This is a genomic window from Streptomyces sp. NBC_01320 (genome assembly GCF_035974375.1).
GTDB lineage: Bacteria > Actinomycetota > Actinomycetes > Streptomycetales > Streptomycetaceae > Streptomyces > Streptomyces yanii.
This window is the reverse complement of sequence record NZ_CP108390.1, coordinates 4,966,730-4,983,608: the sequence shown is the minus strand read 5'-3', so window position 1 is coordinate 4,983,608 and position 16,879 is coordinate 4,966,730. Positions and strand designations below refer to the sequence as shown.

General features: G+C 69.7%; 14 protein-coding genes. 9 read left to right on the top strand and 5 right to left on the bottom strand.

Annotated elements, in window-relative coordinates; translation table 11 throughout:
• Window positions 1–100 precede the first annotated feature (100 nt).
• The gene (locus tag OG395_RS22420) at window positions 101–604 is read left to right on the top strand and encodes a levansucrase (protein WP_327244554.1); all 504 of its coding nucleotides are present in this window, start codon (window positions 101–103) and stop codon (window positions 602–604) included.
• A gap of 15 nt (window positions 605–619) precedes the next feature.
• On the opposite strand, the gene OG395_RS22415 is transcribed toward OG395_RS22420, so the two are convergent.
• A complete protein-coding gene (locus tag OG395_RS22415; protein ID WP_327244553.1) occupies window positions 620–988 on the bottom strand; it encodes a hypothetical protein in 369 nt (122 codons plus the stop codon).
• 603 nt (window positions 989–1,591) lie between these two features.
• Here OG395_RS22415 and OG395_RS22410 point away from each other — a divergent pair.
• Window positions 1,592–2,074 carry a cupin domain-containing protein gene (locus tag OG395_RS22410; RefSeq protein WP_327244552.1) on the top strand — a complete coding sequence of 161 codons (483 nt, stop codon included), beginning with the start codon at window positions 1,592–1,594 and terminating at the stop codon, window positions 2,072–2,074.
• 36 nt (window positions 2,075–2,110) lie between these two features.
• On the opposite strand, the gene OG395_RS22405 is transcribed toward OG395_RS22410, so the two are convergent.
• Window positions 2,111–3,211, bottom strand: a complete 1,101-nt coding sequence (locus OG395_RS22405) for a threonine synthase (protein ID WP_327244551.1) — start codon at window positions 3,209–3,211, stop codon at window positions 2,111–2,113.
• Between the two features lie 226 nt (window positions 3,212–3,437).
• Here OG395_RS22405 and OG395_RS22400 point away from each other — a divergent pair, with 226 nt between their 5' ends.
• Window positions 3,438–5,021 (top strand): S8 family peptidase, encoded by a 1,584-nt coding sequence (locus OG395_RS22400; RefSeq protein ID WP_327244550.1) that lies wholly within the window; start codon window positions 3,438–3,440, stop codon window positions 5,019–5,021.
• 69 nt (window positions 5,022–5,090) lie between these two features.
• Here the strand turns inward: OG395_RS22400 and OG395_RS22395 are convergent, their stop codons facing one another.
• Window positions 5,091–6,488 (bottom strand): glycoside hydrolase family 18 protein, encoded by a 1,398-nt coding sequence (locus OG395_RS22395; RefSeq protein ID WP_327244549.1) that lies wholly within the window; start codon window positions 6,486–6,488, stop codon window positions 5,091–5,093.
• Window positions 6,489–6,747: 259 nt separating this feature from the next.
• Here OG395_RS22395 and OG395_RS22390 point away from each other — a divergent pair, with 259 nt between their 5' ends.
• The 6 genes from OG395_RS22390 (at window position 6,748) to OG395_RS22365 (ending at window position 13,875) form a co-directional block, all read left to right on the top strand.
• Window positions 6,748–7,500 carry a GntR family transcriptional regulator gene (locus tag OG395_RS22390; RefSeq protein ID WP_327244548.1) on the top strand — a complete coding sequence of 251 codons (753 nt, stop codon included), beginning with the start codon at window positions 6,748–6,750 and terminating at the stop codon, window positions 7,498–7,500.
• A 302-nt stretch (window positions 7,501–7,802) separates the two neighbouring features.
• Window positions 7,803–9,575, top strand: coding sequence for a purine-cytosine permease family protein (locus OG395_RS22385; protein WP_327244547.1), 1,773 nt, complete (start codon window positions 7,803–7,805; stop codon window positions 9,573–9,575).
• A 233-nt stretch (window positions 9,576–9,808) separates the two neighbouring features.
• Window positions 9,809–9,991 carry an SPOR domain-containing protein gene (locus OG395_RS22380; RefSeq protein WP_266981936.1) on the top strand — a complete coding sequence of 61 codons (183 nt, stop codon included), beginning with the start codon at window positions 9,809–9,811 and terminating at the stop codon, window positions 9,989–9,991.
• A 72-nt stretch (window positions 9,992–10,063) separates the two neighbouring features.
• Window positions 10,064–10,543, top strand: coding sequence for a (deoxy)nucleoside triphosphate pyrophosphohydrolase (locus OG395_RS22375; protein WP_327244546.1), 480 nt, complete (start codon window positions 10,064–10,066; stop codon window positions 10,541–10,543).
• Between the two features lie 150 nt (window positions 10,544–10,693).
• Window positions 10,694–11,122, top strand: a complete 429-nt coding sequence (locus tag OG395_RS22370; RefSeq protein ID WP_327244545.1) for an ATP-binding protein — start codon at window positions 10,694–10,696, stop codon at window positions 11,120–11,122.
• Between the two features lie 194 nt (window positions 11,123–11,316).
• The gene (locus OG395_RS22365) at window positions 11,317–13,875 is read left to right on the top strand and encodes a SpoIIE family protein phosphatase (RefSeq protein WP_327249418.1); all 2,559 of its coding nucleotides are present in this window, start codon (window positions 11,317–11,319) and stop codon (window positions 13,873–13,875) included.
• Window positions 13,876–13,926: 51 nt separating this feature from the next.
• Here OG395_RS22365 and OG395_RS22360 read toward each other — a convergent pair whose 3' ends face one another.
• Together OG395_RS22360 and OG395_RS22355 are read right to left on the bottom strand one after the other, a co-directional pair.
• Window positions 13,927–14,640, bottom strand: coding sequence for a PspA/IM30 family protein (locus OG395_RS22360; protein WP_327244544.1), 714 nt, complete (start codon window positions 14,638–14,640; stop codon window positions 13,927–13,929).
• Window positions 14,641–14,751: 111 nt separating this feature from the next.
• Window positions 14,752–16,860: a TPM domain-containing protein gene (locus OG395_RS22355; protein ID WP_327249417.1), complete on the bottom strand. Its 2,109-nt coding sequence runs from the start codon at window positions 16,858–16,860 to the stop codon at window positions 14,752–14,754.
• Window positions 16,861–16,879 lie beyond the last annotated feature (19 nt).

Sequence of the window (16,879 nt, the reverse complement as noted above, 5' to 3'; positions counted from 1 at the left end):
CGTCGGGCACTTCCGCTGCGGAACCGACCTCGGCGCACGTGTGAACCCACAGGGTGCCCCGGGTTTCCGGAGCGTGCCCGGCCCGTGGACAATCGCCGCCATGAGCGAAGAGTCGATACGGAACTACCTGGCCTCGGTCGAGGGCCGACTGGCGGCCGACGGCTGCGGGCCGCGCTGGGAGGACTGGGCGGGCGTGCCGGTTCTCGTCGGCCGGCGGGCCGACTTCCGGATGCGGTGGGCGGCCACCAACCTGCACCTGTTCACCGTGGCCGCCGCCGTGCCCGAGATCACCGTCCCGGTCATCGACACGTTCACCACGCAGGTGCTCGCGTACGCCAAGAAGAACAAGGGCGGGCTGCCCGTCGGCATGCAGACCGGCGTCGCCTGCTTCCCTCTCCTGGTCAGCGACCGGATCGACCCGGCCGCGATGGCCTGGGCGGAGGAGAAGCAGCGCAACCGATTCGCCTGCTTCGCCCGTCCGGTCGTCGTCGACACGGTGCAGGGATACGTGGGGATGTACCGCGGGAAGCCGGCCATCGGGCGCGCCTACGCCGGGCACCTCATCGAGAAGGGTGCCCTGTACTTCCAGCCGCAGCCGCGCTGAGGGACCGGTCCGGGGTCAGGGGTACTTCAGGCGGCTCAGCCACCACGGGGTGTCCGCTGATCCGGCCGCAGGATCGTTGAGGGTGTGCCGCAGGAACCGCTCGTCGAGTGGGGTGAGCACTGCGCGCAACTCGCGGGCGCAGTGCGGCGAAAGCGTGTGGAGGAGTACGTCGAGCGCGCCGCGCCGTTCCTCCGGACCCCAGTAATCGCCCTGGCCGACCAGCCCTCCCACACCCGTCCGCAGCGGGTGGAGCACTCCCTGCCCGGGGATGTCAGCCAGCTGCCGCCAGTGCCGGAACGCAACGCAGGCGGCGCCCGGCCAGAAGCGTTCCCGTTCGGCGTGAGCGAGTTCGGTCAGGGCGCGCATCGAGAGCCTGGGCACCACGGCGCGGCTCTCCCAAGGGCGGTGACGATGCCGCAGGCCCTTGCGGACGGCGGCGGGCGGCTTAGAGCCTGTCGGGTGACCTCTGATCGGGCGGCCACGCCCTGGCACGCACGCTTCCCGCGTTGCCGAAATGTCCCAGTAGCTCCTTCCCCGAGCTCTCAGCTTCGTTCGAGCAGGGGAGGCCCCATCCGAGGACATCCCGCCGCCTTGGAATCGCACGCACCAGACCGCGTCCGCTATCCGATCGAAGGTCACCCGACAGGCTCTTACGCGGCATGGGCCTTTCGTGTGTCGGTCATGCCGTCCATGACGCGCTGCCCCCGGGGGCGTGCGCGAGCGGTTTCGGCCGAGCGGTGCGCCCATGCGGCCTCGGTGCCCCCGACCGTCGGCCGTCGGCGCGGGGACGGCCGGCGGTCGGGGGAGACGCCGCGTACGTCAGGGGCGCCGGCGGGGCGATCAGCGCGCCCGCGATCAGGTGGGGAGGGACCGTGGCGAGAGAGAGACGCGCGAGACGCTCACTGTGCGAACGTAAGGGCGCCGACGCCGCAGGCGGGCGACGCGCGGGGTGATCGGCTGACAGTTCGATCGACGGAGGAGAACGGCATGTCGTACCCGGAACCGACGTACACGGACGACAAGGGCGAGATCAGCGCCACGTACCGGCCGGCGAGCACGGCGGCGAACCTGCTGACCCGCAGCGGCGGGAGTACCCACTACCTGGCGACCACGGAGACGACGCACGGCGAATTCGGGCTCTACCGGATGGACATGGCGCCCAGAGCCGGCGGCCCTGCCACACACTTCCACCGGTCCATCTCGGAGTCGTTCTTCATCCTCGACGGGACGGTGCGGATCTACGACGGCGCGCAGTGGGTCGACGCGACGCAGGGCGACTTCGTCTACGTACCGCAGGGCGGACTGCACGCCTTCCGGAACGACTCCGAGGCACCGGCGTCGATGCTGCTGCTGTTCACACCGGGTGCGCCGCGCGAGGAGTACTTCGAGAAGGTGGCGGAGGCCGCGCAGTGGTCGGAGGAGGAGCGGACCGAGTTCTTCATCAAGCACGACACGTACTGGACGGACTGACCCCTGCTCGCTCCCTCGCCTTCGGCAGCTCCCTGATCAGGGAGCCAGGCCCGTCTTGAGTCCAGCCCCGCACAGAGGGACGACGACACTGCGGTCCGTCCGGTCGCCGACCGCCGCCCAGCAGGCGACCCCGGTCGTCTCGACGTAGAAACCGCGGGCCGCCAGGTCCCTCTGTGCGGTACGGATCTGATCTTCCGTCACTGTGAGGAAGGTGCCGCCCGACTCCCGTACCGCCGCCAGGATCTGTCGGGCGCGCGGTGGGCGGGGGATGGCGATGCCCTCGGCGAGCGTGGGGGCGGGGGCGGCCCGGTCGGGAGGGTCGGGCAGGCCGTCCGCGCCTTGGTGGAACGCGGTGGCCAGCGGCGACACGGCCTCGGCTTGCACGGCGATCAGGGCGGGACGCGTGTCGATCAGGCCCTGGGCGAGGAGTTCCGCGGTGGCCAGCGCCGCGCCGAGCAGCAGCGTGCCGTTGCCGACCGGCACGGCGATGGCGTCGGGGAGCCTGCCGCCGAGGTCTTCCCACATCTCGTACACATACGTCTTCGTGCCGTGCAGGAAGTACGGGTTGAAGACGTGCGATGCGTAGAAGGTGCCGGGGGAGTCGGCGGCGGCCCTGGCGGCCAGCGCGGTGGCCTCGCGGTCGCCGGGGACGATCTCCAGGCGGGCGCCGTGGGCCCGGATCTGCTCGGTCTTCTTCGGGGATGTGCCCTCGGGGACGTACACGGTGCAGGGCAGTCGGGCCCGCGCGCAGTACGCGGCGACGGCCGTTCCCGCGTTGCCACTGCTGTCCGCGACGACGCGTCCGGGGGAGAGACGGCGGGCCAGCTCGGCGAGCATCACGGCGCCGCGGTCCTTGAAGGAGAGGGTCGGCATCAGGAAGTCGAGCTTGGCGGAGACCGTGTCGGTGAGCGGTACGAGCGGCGTGCGGCCCTCGCCGAGGCTGGTGGTGGGCGAGGAGAGGGGCAGCACTTCTTCGTAACGCCACAGTGAATTGACGCGTCCGGCAAGCGCGTTGACGGAGAGCGGTGCATCCGGCTCGAAGTCGAGGTCCCAGGGGCCGCGGCAGACCGGACAGCACCAGGTCAGGGATGTGGTGTCGGCGCGGGTGCCGTCCTGCGGGCAGAGATACGTGGCCATGTCCGCCAGCATGTCAGCCGTGTGGCGGGTGAATGGCAAAGGTATGGCGTTCCCCAAGGCCGTCTTGTGGGATTCCTATGGATCGGTCAATCTTTCGCAGACAGCAGGGAACGGGCAGCGCGGAAACCGGCGTTGTGATTGTCATGCTCATGCTATCTCGCTCGATCCGTTCCCGGGCGGCCCGCAACGCCACACCAACGCACCGCAATTGAGGAGGATCCCTCACATGTCAGTGATGCGTCACACCCCCCACGCGCGTCGAAGATTCGCTGCGGCGAGCGCCGTAGCAGGCGCCGCCCTCGCGCTCTCCACCGCGGCGGCGTTCCCCGCCACCGCGGCCGGCGCCGCGGCGGAAGGCCGGATCGAGAACGCGGGCGCGCCGGGCGCCATCAGCGGCAGTTACATCGTCACGCTCGACGAGGCGGCGGCTGAGGCCGGCTCCCCGCAGGGCAAGGCGCTCGCCAAGGAGTACGGCGCCACGATCAAGAAGACCTACCGTGCCGCCCTCAACGGCTACGCGGTCGAGCTCTCGGAGGCGCAGGCGAAGAAGTTCGCCGCGGACCCGGCCGTCGAGTCCGTCGTGCAGAACCGGACCTTCACGGTCTCCGGCACCCAGCCGTCACCGCCCTCGTGGGGACTGGACCGGATCGACCAGAAGACCCTGCCGCTGAACCAGAGTTACACCTATCCCGACAAGGCGGGCGAGGGTGTCACCGCGTACATCATCGACACCGGTGTCCGGATCACCCACAGCGACTTCGGCGGCCGGGCTTCGTACGGCTACGACGCCATCGACAACGACAACACCGCGCAGGACGGCTACGGCCACGGCACGCACGTGGCGGGCACCGTCGCGGGTTCCGCGTACGGCGTCGCCAAGAAGGCGAAGATCGTCGCCGTGCGGGTCCTCGACAACAGCGGCTCCGGCACGACCGCACAGGTCGTCGCGGGCATCGACTGGGTGACGGCGCACGCCGTCAAGCCCGCCGTCGCCAATATGAGCCTGGGCGGAGGGGCGGACTCCGTGCTCGACGCCGCCGTGCGCAACTCCATCGCGTCCGGCATCACCTACGCCGTGGCCGCGGGCAACGAGTCGACCAACGCCTCCACCAAGTCCCCGGCACGCGTCACCGAGGCCATCACCGTCGGCTCCACGACCAGCACCGACGCCCGCTCCAGCTTCTCCAACTACGGCAGCGTGCTGGACATCTTCGCCCCGGGCTCGTCGATCACCTCCTCCTGGAACACCAGTGACAGCGCCACCAACACCATCTCCGGTACGTCGATGGCGACCCCGCACGTCGCCGGCGCCGCGGCCCTCTATCTGGCCGACCACCCCGCCGACACTCCCGCACAGGTCTCCGCCGGACTGGTCGCCGCGGCCAGCACCGGAGTGGTGACCAGCCCGGGCACGGGTTCGCCGAACCGGCTGCTGAACGTCGGCAGCGGCACCACGACGCCGCCGGGCCCGAAGTTCGAGAACACGACGAGTTACACCATCAGCGACAACTCCACGGTCGAGTCGCCGATCACCGTCACCGGTGTCACCGGCAACGCACCCGCGGCGCTGAGCGTGCCCGTCAACATCACGCACACGTACATCGGCGACCTGAAGATCGACCTGGTCGCGCCCGACGGGTCGGTCTACAACCTGAAGGCGTACGGAACGGGCGGCAGCACCGACAACGTGATCACCACCTACACGGTGAACGCCTCGTCGGAGGTGGCCAACGGGACCTGGAAGCTGCGGGTCAGCGACAATGCCGCGGCCGACACCGGGAAGATCAACTCCTGGGCCCTGCAGTTCTGATCCTTGCGACGGCGGGTCCGTGAACGGACCGAGGGTGCGGGGGCGGCTGCCCCCGCACCCTCTCGCCTGCTAATGCCGGCCCAGGCCCTGGTCGACGGCGGTCATCAGCTCGCCGTCGTCCGTGTCCCCGTCCAGCGACCAGAACATCGCACCGCCGAGGCCGTGGCTGCGGATGTACGAGGTCTTGGTGCGCAGCACCTGCGGGTCGTCGTACGTCCACAGGGTCGTGCCGTCGAACAGCCAGGCGTGCCCGTTCCTCACATCCCGGTGGATCTTGTACGTACCGGAGTCGGCCAGCTTCTTGAGGGCCTTGTAGTCCTCGTAGCCCGCCGCCCAGGTGGCGGGTGCGGGGGCCGCGGCCGGCCGGCCGAGACCGTCGCCGCCGCCCGTCACGCCGGTCCAGCCCTGACCGTAGAACGGCATGCCCATCACCAGCTTGCGGGCAGGGGCGCCGCGCTCGATCCAGTCGCCGACGGTCTGGTCGACGCTGAAGTCGCCCTTCGCGTACAGCGCGGACTGCTGCGCGGTGGTCTTCTCGCCGGAGACATGGAAGTCGTAACCCTGGAGGTTCACGAAGTCGAAGTCCCGCATGATGCGGCGCACGTCGAAGCCCGCGTCGATCTTGGCGGGGGCGGTGGGGACGAACGCGGAGAGGTCGTAGTGCTTCGGCCTCGCGCCGTGGCCCTTCCCTTTCCGCGCCTTCGCGCTGCTCTTCGCGTACGCGTCGAGCTGGGTACGGAACTCGTGCACCAGGGCGGTGAAGTTCTGCTTGTCCTCGGGGCGGTAGACCGTGTCCGTGTCGCCGGCGGAGCCGGGCCACTCCCAGTCGATGTCCACGCCGTCGAAGAGCCCGGCTGCGGCTCCCTCGCCGCCGCGCGCCCCGTCCACCGGCAGATTGCCCTTGATGTACAGGTCGATGCAGGAGGAGACGAACTTCTTGCGGGAGGCGGAGGTGCGGGCCGCGTCCGAGAAGTGGGTGGACCAGCTCCAGCCACCCAGCGAGATCATCACCTTCAGACCGGGGTGCTTGGCCTTGAGCTCGCGCAGCTGGTTGAAGTTGCCCGCGAGAGGCTGGCTGTCGGTGTCCGCGACGCCGTCCACCGACCCGGCGGCGTCGAGCGGACGGACGTAGTCCGCCCAGGCGTCCGCCTCACCGGGCACATTGCCGGCCAGGCACGTGCCGTCGGCGCTCGCGTTGCCGAAGGCGTAGTTGATGTGGGTGAGTTTGGCGGCGGCACCGCTCGTGTCCAGGTCCTTGACCTGGAAGTTGCGCCCGTAGACGCCCCATTGGGTGAAGTAGCCGACGCGCTTGTAGGCGGGGGCGGACGCGGCGGCATGGCGGCCGTCGCTTCCGGTGCCGCTGGTGGGGCGATCTGCCGTGGCGGAGGCGGAGGCGGGGGCGATGCCGGCCGCGAGCGAGAGGGCGGAGGCGGCAAGGGCGAGTCCGGACAGGGTTCTTCGACGCATGAGGCCCGTTCCTGTGCGTGTGCCGAGAAGTACGAGAGCCGTGCTGTGAGTCGTGCCGTGTGCAGAGGAAGTTATTGGTCTGGACCAAGCGTGGTCAAGGGGTGGGGGCCGGTCGCGGGTGATCGGGGGGCGGCCGGGAGGCGGGTATGCGTCGTGCGGCGCCATGTCATCACTTCGGGTGAAACTTTGGCCTGTGCTTGCGGTCCACAACCGACGGTTGCCAGGCTGTTGCAGACTGTCAACCTGTTGGGAGTGGCCTGTGACTTTCGGTGAGCAGCCCGCCTATTTGCGCGTTGCGAGCGATCTGAGAGAGAAGATCGCCAATGGTTCGCTGCCGCCGCATACGCGCCTGCCGTCGCAGGCCCGTATCCGCGAGGAGTACGGAGTCTCCGACACGGTCGCGCTGGAGGCGCGCAAGGTGCTGATGGCCGAAGGGCTGGTCGAGGGGCGCTCCGGTTCCGGTACGTATGTGCGCGAGCGCCCGGTCCCGCGTCGCATCGCCCGTTCCGGAAACCGTCCGGGCGCCGGTGCCAGCCCGTTCAGCCAGGAACAGACGGCGGACGGGGTGCGGGGGACGTGGGAGTCCCGCAGCGAGCAGGAAGGGGCGAGCCCGGAGATCGCCGAACGGCTCGGCATCGAGACGGGTGACCGGGTGATGCGTACGAGATACATCTTCCGGGAAGCGGGGGAGCCGATGATGCTCTCCACTTCCTGGGAGCCCCTCGCCATCACGGGGCGTACGCCGGTGATGCTGCCGGAGGAGGGCCCGTTGGGCGGCTGCGGGGTGGTCGAGCGGATGGCCGCGATCGACGTCGTCGTGGACAACGTGGTCGAGCAGGTCGGCGCGCGCCCGGGGCTGGCGGAGGAGCTCCTGGCGCTCGGCGGTGTGCCGGGTCATGTGGTGATGGTGATCGGGCGCACGTACTACGCGTCGGGGCGGGCGGTCGAGACGGCGGACGTGGTGGTGCCCGCCGACCGCTACCGGATCGCCTACCACCTTCCTGTCAGGTGAGCGGCGGTTCGCGCGCAGGTGGGCTTCATCGGGGCCCGCTGTCGAGCCCTCGGTCGAGCTCGGCGCCGATCCCTTTGCCGAGTGCTCCGGCGGGACTTTTCCTGGCGCCCGGCGGGCTCCCGGCCGGGATTTCTGTCGAGTGACCGATACCCGGACGGCCTGTCCGGGGCCCGTGACGACGAGTTAACGCCCCCTCGGTTCCCGTAACCGAGGGGCAATCACTGGCCGTAACGAGTTGTCATGTCCTGCTCCTACCTTCCCGTTCGTACCCGCACACCGGACAGACGAACGGGAAGTCACCGATGACGGACACAGCCACCCCCACGACGGCCGGGGTCCCGCAGGCGCAGCCCGCCGGAGCTTCGGGATCCGACGGGGCTGCCGGGACACCGGTCGCCGCCCCGCCGCCTCCCGGACGCGGCTATGCCGGACTCGCCGCCGACGAGAGCCGGGAGGACTACTCCCTCCGCTACGCACCGCATTCCTTCCGGCGCTGGTCGCCCTCGGTGGTCGCGGGCACCGCGCTCGGCGGGATCGCCTATCTCGCCGACTTTGCGATCGGTGCCTCGATCGTCTTCACCTACGGCTTCACCAGCGGTCTCGCCTCGATCCTCACCGCGGCGACGATCATCTTCCTCACCGGTATTCCGATCGCCCGGGCCTGTGCGAAGTACGGCCTCGACATGGACCTGGTCACGCGCGGCGCCGGCTTCGGCTACTTCGGCTCGACGCTGACCTCGTTGATCTACGCGTCCTTCACCTTCATCTTCTTCGCCCTCGAGGGCTCGATCATGGCGCAGGCCATGCACCAGGCCGTCGGGCTGCCGGTCCAGGCCGGCTATCTGCTGACCACATTGATCGTCATCCCGATCGTCTTCCGGGGCATGGGCGCGCTCGCCAAGGTGCAGGCCTGGACCCAGCCGATCTGGATTGTCGGCATGGTCCTGCCGTTCGTGGTACTCGCCTTCAAAGCACCGGACGCCTGGGGCGCGTTCGGCTCCTTCGGCGGTACGGAAGGCGCGGGCTCCGGCTTCTCCTGGATCGGGTTCGGACTCGGCACGGGCGTCGCCCTCTCGCTGATCGCCCAGATCGGCGAACAGGCCGACTATCTGCGCTTCATGCCCGCCAAGACCGAGGCCAACAAGCGCCGCTGGAACCTCGCTGTGCTCGCCGCCGGGCCCGGCTGGGTCATCATCGGGGCGGCGAAGCAGCTCGGCGGCGCGCTGCTCGCCTTCGTGGCGCTGGAGGCGGTCGGCAAGACACACGCACTGGAGCCGATCGCACCGCAGATCGAGGCGCTGAGGCCGTGGCTCGGCTCGTTCGCCCTGCCCGCCGCCGCGGTCTTCGTGATCGTCTCCCAGATCAAGATCAACGTGACCAACGCCTACAGCGGTTCACTGTCCTGGTCGAACTTCTTCTCCCGCATCACCCACAAGCACCCGGGCCGGGTCTGGTACATCTTCCTCAACCTCGCCATCGCGCTCACGCTGATGGAGATGGACATGTTCGCGGCCCTCAACAAACTGCTGGGCTTCTACTCGAACGTGGGCATCGCCTGGATCGCAGCCGTCGCCGCCGACCTGGTCATCAACAAGCGGATCGGTCTGAGTCCCCGGTACATCGAGTTCAAGCGCGCCTACCTGTACGCGGTGAACCCGGCCGGATTCGGCGCGATGGTGATCTCCTCGACCGTTTCGATCCTTGCCTTCTTCGGGCTGTTCGGCACCTACGCGGAGGCCTTCTCGACCTTCATCGCCGCCGGACTCTCCCTGACGCTCTGCCCGTTGATCGCGTGGGCGACGAAGGGCGCGTACTACCTGGCCCGCCCCAACCCGGTGAACGGGCCGGGCGTCGAGATCGAGGACCTCACCGCCACCCACACCTGCTCGGTCTGCGACACCGCCTACGAGCTCCCGGACATCGCCGACTGCCCGGTCCAGTCGGGACCGATCTGTTCGCTGTGCTGCTCGCTGGACGCGGAGTGCGGGGACATCTGCCGCAAGGACCCGACCGCCGGCCCGGTCCTCATGCCGATGCCGATGCCGACGCTGCGCACGGCGCCGGGGCCGGCCTAGCTGGCGGAGGTGGCGGAGGTGTAAGCGGCACGACCACTCCGCGAGGCATTGGGGGCGCATCCGAATGGGTGCGCCCCTTCGCGTTGGCCGGATCGGTGCCTCTTTGTGTAATTACGTATGCGTTGCGTAAAGGTCAGGCGTACGCTCGGGCATATGCGTACTGCGGTTTCCTGGGGATCCTTAGAGGCGTGCACGCCGTTCAGGGGAGGGGCTCAATGCTCGGGAGGGACACGATGAGCGACGGCGGTGCCGTGCTCCCTTGGCTGGTGATACGGCAGGACGACAACGGCAATCGGTACCGCGTCGGCAGGTACGCCACGCGGGACGAGGCGCAGAAGATCGCCGACAAGCTCGACAATCGCGGACACAAGCAGCTCTATTGGGTGGAGCGCATGGGGCAGAGCGCCCGGCCGTGACCGGCGGGCGGCAACGGGGGTGGTACGGGGCGGGGCCTGTGAGGGGCGGAACCGGGGACTACGCTCCGGCCTATGAGTGATCGCGTGGTGGTGGCCGGAGCCGTCTATGACCAGGGGCGCCTGCTGGCCGCGCGTCGCAGTGCGCCGCCCGAGCTGGCCGGCCGCTGGGAGCTGCCCGGTGGAAAGCTGGAGCCGGGGGAGAGCGGCGAACAGGCGCTCGTACGTGAACTCCGCGAGGAACTAGGCGTCGAGGCCGAGCCGCTGGAGCGCATCCCCGGCGAGTGGCCGCTCAAGCCCGGATACGTACTCCGGGTGTGGACCGCGCGACTGGTGTCCGGCGTGCCCGCACCGCTCCAGGACCACGACGAGCTGCGCTGGCTCGGGCCCGGCGAGGGTGACGAGATCGACTGGCTGGATCAGGACCGGCCCGCCGTCGCCGAAGCCATGCGCCGCCTCCCGGCCGGATCCGCGCCGACCGAATCCACACCGACCGAATCCACACCGACCGGGACCGCGCCGACCCGGAGCTTGCCGGGCGGTGCACGCCACTGATCGGGTGCCCCCTCCGTGCCCGCGCTGCGCGCACGTCGCCGTACGCCCGTACGCCCTACGCGTCGATTCCGGCGATAGGCCGCCCTAAATATCGGGTATGTGCTGATTAGCCCCCGTAAACAGGACGTTCCTCGTTGCTGGTCTTGGGAAGTGATCGGCGTGATCGATACCGAAGGCGACTGCGCCGAGTGGACCTTTCCAGCAGTGCCCGGCGCCGTCCGTACTGCTCGGCATGCGGTCCACGAGGCGCTGCGGGGGTGGGGACTCGACGCGGCCGTCGGTGATGTGACCGTCCTGCTGGTCAGCGAGCTGGTGACCAATTCCTTGCGCTACACCTCGGGCCCCATCGGGGTACGGCTGGTGCGCCCCCACCTCGATGGCGAAGTTCCGGACGCCCGCCCCGGACTGCTTGTGGAAGTCTCCGATCCGCTTCCGGATCCGCCCACCGAACGTGCTGCCGCACCCGACGACGAAGGTGGCCGAGGACTGCAGCTGGTGGCCTGTTCCGCACGCCGCTGGGGGACCCGGCGCGGAAAGAGTGGCAAGACGGTGTGGTTCGAGCTGGCCCTCCCTGGTTAGGAGTGGGGGTGGGACGCACAGCGATCACCAGAGGTCGGGCAGAACCTGGCTGAAAGGGACTGTGGCCGTGCTGTGATCGTGAACGCCGTGTCGGTAAGCGCCGTAGTGCTGAATACTGCGGGCAGGACCGGTCCGGTGTGTGAGCTGGAGGGGACGGTCGCGTGAGCGAAATACCTGGGACAGCGGGCGACGTCGTGTGGCAGAGCAGCCCGCCTGGCTCGATCTATGACTACATCAGGGTCGCCTCCTTCTCGATCGGCCCCGACGGGCTGATCGAGCAGTGGAGCCGCCGGGCCGCCGGCCTCTTCGGCATTGCCGCGCACGAGGCGGTGGGCAGGGACCCGGTCGAGACCTTCATGCCCGCAGAGCTGCGCACCGGTGGCCATCGCCGGGTCGGCGAGATACTCGACGGCAAGGAGTGGACGGGCCTCGTCCCCTTCCGGATGCCAGGCGAGAACGCCGTGCACGGTCTTGCCGAGGTCTATGTCATGCCCAGCGAGACGGAGAGCGGGGAACCGGCCGCCCTCTGTATCGTCGTGGACGTCCGCGCCCTGCGGCGTATCGAGACGGACCTTGCGGCATCGCAGGCCATTTTCGGTCAATCTCCCTTCGGTTTCGTGCTGTTCGGCACAGACTTCACGGTCGTGCGCGCCAACCAGCGCTTTGCCACCGTCTTCGGCGGCCAGGCCGACGACCACCGCGGCCGCACGGTCGACGACTATCTCGCCCGCCCCGAGGCCGAGCGGCTCACCGCCACACTCCGGCGTGTTCTGGAGACCGGGGACTCCGTCACCGATCTCCAACTCGTCGGCACCGCGCCGGGCGACTCCGAGAGCCGCCACTGGTCGATGAACCTCTACCGCGTGCACAGCGGAGCAGGCCGCCCCATCGGCATAGCCGGACTGGCCACCGATGTCACCCGCCGACACATCGCCGCCCGCGAGGCCGCCAGCGCCCGCCGCAACCTCGCCCTGCTCAACGAGGCCGGCGCCCGCATCGGCAACTCCCTCGACCTGGAGACCACCGCCCGCGAACTCCTCGGCGTCGCTGTACCCGGCTTCTGCGACCTCGCCTCGGTCGACCTCTATCAGGGGCTGCTCACCGGCGACGAGGCGCCGCCCGGCAGTTGGGGCTCGCTCCACCACGAGTCCGTCGGCGGATCCGCGGAACTGCGCCGTGTCGCCTTCGCCAGTGCTGTGTCGGATGCCCTTCCGGCCACCGCCCCGGACAGCGCCTCGACCGACGATGCCATCAACCCGCCCGCCCTGGGCGCCGTCCACCGCTACTCCTTCAACTCCCCCTGTTCCATAGCCCTGCGGACCGGCCAAGTCGAGGACGTCCCCGGCGACGACCGCGGCTTCGTCCAGTCCACCCTTGCCGTTCCGATGGTCGCCCATGACACCGTCGTCGGTCTCGTCCAGTTCTCCCGCACCAAGGGCAGCGAACCCTTCGGCGAACGCGACCGGGCCCTCGCCACCGAACTCGCCGCCCGCGCCGCCGTCTGTATCGACAACGCCCGCCTCTACCGGCGCGAGCACGAGCGCGCGCTCATCCTCCAGCGCAGCCTGCTGCCACCGGGCGATCCCGAGGCCGCCGGTCTCGACATCGCCTGCCGTTATCTCCCCGGCAACACCGCGACCGAGGTCGGCGGCGACTGGTTCGACGTGATCGAACTCCCCGGACACCGCACCGCCCTGGTGGTCGGCGACGTCATGGGCCGTGGACTGCGGGCCGCCGTCGCCATGGGCGAACTGCGCACCGCCGTAAGGACCCTGGCCCTCCTCGACCTGGAACCCGCCGAGGTGCTCTCCGCCCTCGACGAGGTCGCCCGCGGTCTGGGCACCCCCGGTGTCAGCTCCCCCTCCGACGGCCTCGGCGGCGCCCAGTGGCCGTCACGGGCGTCCCACAAGGCCCGGGATGCAGATCTCTCCGAGGTCTATCTGGCGACCTGTGTCTACGCCGTCTATGACCCGGTCACCCGGCGGTGCACCTTTGCCAACGCCGGACACCTCCCCCCTGTTGTGGTCGAGCCGGGCGAACCCGCCCTGCTGCTCGACGTCCCGCCCGGGATGCCGCTCGGCGTCGGCGGCGAACCCTTCGAGGAAGTCGAGGTCGAACTGAAGGAGGGTGCCCTCCTCGCCCTCTACACCGATGGTCTCGTCGAGTCCCGCGACCACCCGCTCGACGAAGGACTGCAGGCACTGCGCAACGCCCTCATCGAACCCGAGCTCCCGCTCGAGGACGTCTGCGACCACGTACTGACCACCCTCGACACCCGGCACGGTGAGGACGACATCGCCCTGCTGATGGCCCGCATCCAGGGGCTGCCGATCGACGCGGTCGGCGACTGGCGGCTGCCGCGCGAACCACGCTCCGTCGGCCGTGCCCGCGAACTGGCCCGTCGCCAACTGCTCGCCTGGGAACTCGATGACCTGGTGGACACCACCGAACTGCTCGTCAGTGAGCTGGTCACCAACGCTCTGCGCTACGGCGAGGGCGAGATCCGGCTCAGGCTGCTGCGCGACCGTACGCTCGTGTGCGAGGTATGGGACGCGGGTCTCGTCCAGCCGCGGCGACGCCGAGCACGCGACACGGACGAGGGCGGGCGCGGGTTGCAGCTGGTCGGACTGCTGAGTGCGGCCTGGGGTTCGAGGCGGACTCCGCGCGGCAAGACCGTCTGGTTCGAGCTGCCGCTGCCCGACGGGGAACCGGCCGCAGAACGCACGGTCGAGCAGTTGCTGAGCATGTTCTGAACGCGGGACCGGGACCTGGGGTCGGAACGGCTGCCGCTCCGGGTGCGGCGGTCATGACGCCGTTTTCAGGGCAGCAAGCCGGGCCTCGATCTCGGCGCTGTCGCCCAGGCTGTCCAGCCGCTCGAACTGGGCGTCCAGGGACGATGCGGCGAGCTCCTGCTTGCCCATCGCCTTCGCCTCCTCGCGCCGCACCTTGTCCTCGAAGCGGCTGAGCTCACTGGTCGGGTCCAGCACATTGATGTTCTTGACGGAGTCCAGCATCTGGTTCTGCGCCTGGGCGGACTTGGCGCGTGCGACGAGCTCGTCCCGCTTGGACTTCAGCTCTGTCAGCTTGTTCTTCATCTGGTCCAGGCCGGACTTGAGCTTGTCCACCACCTCCGTCTGCGCGGCGATCGTCGGCTCTGCGGTCTTCGCCTCCTTCTCCGACTGCAACTGGCGGCCGAGCGCGACCTTGGCCAGGTTGTCGAACGTGTCGGCCTCCTCTGCCGAGCCCGCCGCCCGCAGCTCATCGGCCTTGCGACTGGCGGCGAGTGCCTTGTCGCCCCATTCCTTGGCGGCGTCGACGTCCTCCCGGTGGTCCTGCTCCATCAGCCGCAGATTGCCGATGGTCGCCGCCACCGCCTGTTCGGCCTCCGAGATGTTCGCCGTGTAGTCGCGGATCAGCTGGTCCAGCATTTTCTGCGGATCCTCCGCCTGATCCAGCAGCGCATTGATGTTGGCCTTTGCCAGCTGAGTGACGCGGCCGAGGATGGTTTGTTTGGTCATGGCACCTCTCCTTGGTATGGGCCGTGTGGACCGTATGAATTCCATGGGCTGTGCGAATCGGGCAGGCCGTACGGGCAGTCCGAACGCTCGCGCGCATGTTGCGCCGATTTTTCAGAAGCGGCCGCCGCCGCCCCGCCGGCCACGGGTGCCCCCGCCGCCGAAACTGCCGGGCCCGCCCCCGCTACCCCTCCCGCCGAATCCGCCCCCGAACCCCCCTCCGTAGCCGCCGCCCCCGCCGCCCAGGAGACCGCCGAGGATGATCCCGCCGAGGACTGCCCCGCTCATCCCGCCTCCGCCTCCTTGTACACCGCCCGGACCGTTTCGGTTCCCGTACGCCCGCACATCCTGTTCGGCCAGGCTCTGCGCCTGTCCGGCCAGCGAGTCCGCCCGGTGCGCCTCTGCCAGCGCGCCCTGCGGATCGTCGTTCCCGGCCAGCTCCCGGGCCCGCTCCAGTCGCCGCTGCGCCTCCGCGAGGCGGGTCCGGGCCTGGCTGCCCACCGCCCCGCGGTTCGTCGTGATGTAGTCCGCGGCTGCGGCAATGGCCGAGCGTGCGGTGAGCGTCGCCCGGTCGAGCAGGGACTGGGCGCGGCGATGGCCCTGCTCCCGCTCGCGCGCCCCGGCCAGCGCCTTGTCGAGCGCCGCATCCGCCTCCTCCACTCTGCGCAGCGCATCGATGGGGTCGTAAGGCCCGGCCGCCAGCTCCCTCTTCACCTCGCCGAGCACCGACCGGGCCCGGGCGATCCGGCCCCGCAGATCCGCGGTCGGCACGTTTTCCGCGGTGCCTTCGAGCAGCCCGTTCGCATCGGCCAGATCGGCTTCTGTCTCGGTGAGTGCGGCCGGCAGCTTCGCCGCCGCCTCCGCGAGCTCCTGGGCCCGCCGGTCCACGGCGTCGACGAGGGTGGTCGCCTGACCGACCGCGCCCTCGGTGGCCCGTACGTACACCGCGGCTGCCGCGTTGTTGCCCCTGTCCACCGCCTGTCGCGCCTGGTTGAGACTCGAGGTCGCGAAGACGAGACGGTCCTTCGCCTGTTCGACATCGCCCGTGACGGAGGAGGAGGCCGATTCCGCATACCGACTGCGCAGCGTGGTGAGAACCGTGTCGGCCGCCGAGACCCGGCCCGCGAGCGTACGGAAAGCGGACTCGGCGGTGGCCACGGCCTGCGGAGCGTTGCGTTCCAGTGCGCGCAGCCCGTCGAAGTCCTCGGACACGGCGTCGAGTCGTGTGTTGGCCTCGGTGCAACGACTGATGATCTCGTCCAGCATCCGACGGCGCGTCGCGTCGTCCTCGGGGAAGGCGTCGTCGAGCTGCTGGCGCAACCGGAACGCGGCGGTCAGCTCGTCTTTCGCGAACGTGACGGCCCCAGTGAACGGGGCGGCGGTCTCCTCCCCGAACTGCGCGGTGGCAAAACCGAGTTCCTCTTCGCTGGTGCGGACCGCGTCGTCCGTGTCCACCAGCGTCTGTTTGGCCCGGGCATCGAGTTCCGGAAGCGGAGTCGGCGGCTCCGGCGGAGGGGCGCCCCGTCCCCAGCCGGTCGCGCCGGGAGTGGTGCGGGTCGTGGTGCGTTTCTTCCGGCGGATGTACGCATGGGCGGCGACCGCTCCCGCCCCGCCGGCGAGGGCCACGGGCAGGAGCAGGTCCCAGGCGCTCGTCCCGCCGGGATTCCCCGTTCCGGGATCGTTGGCGCCGGGTGTGACGGCGGGGGTGGGCACGGCCTTCCCGGCCAGCACGGCGGTATAGCCGTCGGCCGCTCCGATGGCGGCGCCCGCCCAGTCACTCTCCCTGAGGGCCGGTTCGATGGCAGTGCTCGCCACGTCCCGAAGCTGGGCGTCGGTCAGGCGGGAGCCCTGGTCGACGGTGTACGCGTACTGCCGGTCGTGTGTGGCGACAGCGAGCAGCACGTCCTCCAGGCCGAGCCCGTTCTTACGGGCGGTCTCATCGGTCCAGTTCTGCGCGGAACGGCCGGAGAAGTCACGTACATACACGACGAAGAGCTGGATGCGGCGGTCGGCGTAGAGACGGTCGAGTGCGGCGACCACTTCGGACCTTCGATCACCGAGAGCACCCACTTTGTCGGTGATCTGCCCGTCCCGGGACAACGTCACGGGGTCGTCGGCGCGGGCGATCGGCGCAGCGGGAAGGGCCAGCCAGGCCAACGCGAACAGCACGGCGACGAGGGCGCGGCCCGGTATGAGGATCCGGGTACGGCTCACGAGCTGCATCACCTTTGTGAGGTTATGT

Bases quoted from the DNA above. Each gene is read 5' to 3' on its own strand.
- OG395_RS22420 (WP_327244554.1), top strand. From the start codon at position 101: ATGAGCGAAGAGTCGATACGGAACTACCTGGCCTCGGTCGAGGGCCGA.
- OG395_RS22410 (WP_327244552.1), top strand. From the start codon at position 1,592: ATGTCGTACCCGGAACCGACGTACACGGACGACAAGGGCGAGATCAGC.
- OG395_RS22405 (WP_327244551.1), bottom strand. From the start codon at position 3,211: ATGGCCACGTATCTCTGCCCGCAGGACGGCACCCGCGCCGACACCACA.
- OG395_RS22400 (WP_327244550.1), top strand. From the start codon at position 3,438: ATGTCAGTGATGCGTCACACCCCCCACGCGCGTCGAAGATTCGCTGCG.
- OG395_RS22395 (WP_327244549.1), bottom strand. From the start codon at position 6,488: ATGCGTCGAAGAACCCTGTCCGGACTCGCCCTTGCCGCCTCCGCCCTC.
- OG395_RS22385 (WP_327244547.1), top strand. From the start codon at position 7,803: ATGACGGACACAGCCACCCCCACGACGGCCGGGGTCCCGCAGGCGCAG.
- OG395_RS22380 (WP_266981936.1), top strand. From the start codon at position 9,809: ATGAGCGACGGCGGTGCCGTGCTCCCTTGGCTGGTGATACGGCAGGAC.
- OG395_RS22375 (WP_327244546.1), top strand. From the start codon at position 10,064: ATGAGTGATCGCGTGGTGGTGGCCGGAGCCGTCTATGACCAGGGGCGC.
- OG395_RS22360 (WP_327244544.1), bottom strand. From the start codon at position 14,640: ATGACCAAACAAACCATCCTCGGCCGCGTCACTCAGCTGGCAAAGGCC.
- OG395_RS22355 (WP_327249417.1), bottom strand. From the start codon at position 16,860: ATGCAGCTCGTGAGCCGTACCCGGATCCTCATACCGGGCCGCGCCCTC.